We start from the raw sequence: 1,776 nt of genomic DNA, 5'->3' as shown, positions 1-1,776 counted from the left end.
TCGCGGCCGGGGCGGCGTCACGCGGACGGGCGCCGCGGTCTTGAAGACTTTCGGCTCGCCCAGCAGTTCGGTGCGGGTGATGCCGGCTGTGCTGACGGTCGCTTCGTCCGACTGGTTGCGCAGGGCGAGCGACAGGGTGCCGATGCTGCGGGCCAGGTCGAGTTTTTCCGAGTCGGCCAGCGACAGCTCGAGCGTGACGGCGTTGACGACCTTCGGCTTGGTGTCGTCGCGGCCTGCTTCCTGCGCCACGGCCAGCACGAGCACATGTTCGAGCACCGTCTTGCTGATCGGCTTCGTCTCGCCCTTGCCCTCGTCGCGCTGGGCGTGGACGAGGATGTCGACGTAGTTCCCGGGGAGGGCGAAGCCGGCCACGCCGACGACGTCGTTGACGCGCACCGTCATCGCCCGCTTGCCCTCGGCGATGACGGCGGACAGGCCGCCCATCGTGCCGGCCGGGGCCAGCTTGCCGTCGATGATGGCCTCGCCGCGCACCACGTCCAGCTTGACGACGCGGGCCTTCAGCGCGGCGGGATCGGCCACCGCGCCTGTCGGCAGCGCGGTGGCGGGCCAGTCGATCGTCGTCAGCATTTCCGGTTCGAGCCGGCTGCCGGCCGGAATGTCGACGGTGGCGACGACCACCTTGTTGGCCGCGACCTTGTTGTGCCGGTCGACCCAGTTGTTGGCGTAGAGGGCGGCCACGAGGCCGAGGACGGCTGCGACCAGCAGCAGGGCGAATGCCTTGACGTTTTTCATGATGTCACCGGAGTCGTGTCGGAAGTCAGAGGAAACCGAAGTGCGCGGCGACGGTCGTCGTGATGGTGCCCAGCGCGAGGGGGACGCCGTACGGCAGCCTGCCGACGGAACCGTAGCCCGTCGTCGCGATCCGGACGGGAACGCCGGCCGCCACCGCGATGCCGCCCAGGTGCAGGATCCGCATGACGTTGCCCAGCATGACGCGCAGGTTGCGGTGGGCCAGCGCAAAGGCGATGGCGCACGCGCCGCCGGCGGCAAAGGAGCCGATCAGGGCGAGCGGGATGGCCTGCAGGCCGAGCAGCGAACCGGCCATCGCCATCAGCTTGACGTCGCCTGCGCCCGTGAGGCGAAGCAGCCACAGCGGAAACAGGACGGCGAAGCCGGCGCCGGCGCCGGCCAGCGCCCACAGGATGCCGTGGTCGCCCCAGAACGGCACGAACACGCTGTAGCCGAGGCCGAAGGCCAGGCCGCCCATCGTCAGCCAGTTGGGGATGCGCTGGTGGCGCACGTCCAGCACGGCGGCCACCACGAGCAGCACGAACAACACCACCGTGCGGGGATTCGTCGCCAGCATGCCGGCGAGTGCGAGAAAGGCGTCGAGCTCATTCATGTTGTTTGCTCCCTGCGTGACTCAGACCAGATATTAGTTTTCTTAGTGTCAATGCTTGGGAACAAGTCTATCGATAGAGAAATTCGCGGGCATCAGCCGAGTGTCCCGGTTTCGCTAGACAAACCTCCTGTTTATGCGTGGCAAACCCAGTACGGAACGACTAGTTTCATGGTCCAGCTTCCTTGCAACGTCCGCGCGGTCTCCTATGCTGCAAGGAGGCGGGGACATGGGGAGGACGACATGACGGGCTTGAAGAACGAAGTGGTCGACGGCCTGCGGACGGCGCTGAGAGGGCCGCTGCTGCAGCCGGGCGACCCGGACTACGATGGCGCGCGGCAGATCTGGAACGCGATGATCGACCGCCGGCCGGCGCTGATCGCGCGCTGCGCCGGCACGGCCGACGTGTGCACGGC

The 1,776-nt window shown here is 67.8% G+C and carries 2 protein-coding genes; both read right to left on the bottom strand.

The annotated features are described in order from the left end of the window. Window positions 1-753 (bottom strand): Flp pilus assembly protein CpaB (gene cpaB, locus ACEN88_RS30850; RefSeq protein ID WP_413345866.1); only part of this gene is annotated, 753 nt, incomplete at its 3' end. A gap of 25 nt (window positions 754-778) precedes the next feature. Continuing rightward, complete coding sequence (locus ACEN88_RS30845) at window positions 779-1,363, bottom strand: prepilin peptidase (RefSeq protein WP_413345864.1); 585 nt, start codon at window positions 1,361-1,363, stop codon at window positions 779-781. Between the last annotated feature and the right edge of the window lie 413 nt (window positions 1,364-1,776).

It is taken from the genome of Massilia sp. CT11-108 (assembly GCF_047302915.1).
Taxonomy (GTDB): domain Bacteria; phylum Pseudomonadota; class Gammaproteobacteria; order Burkholderiales; family Burkholderiaceae_D; genus Telluria; species Telluria orientalis.
This window is presented reverse-complemented; position numbering and strand designations above follow the sequence as displayed.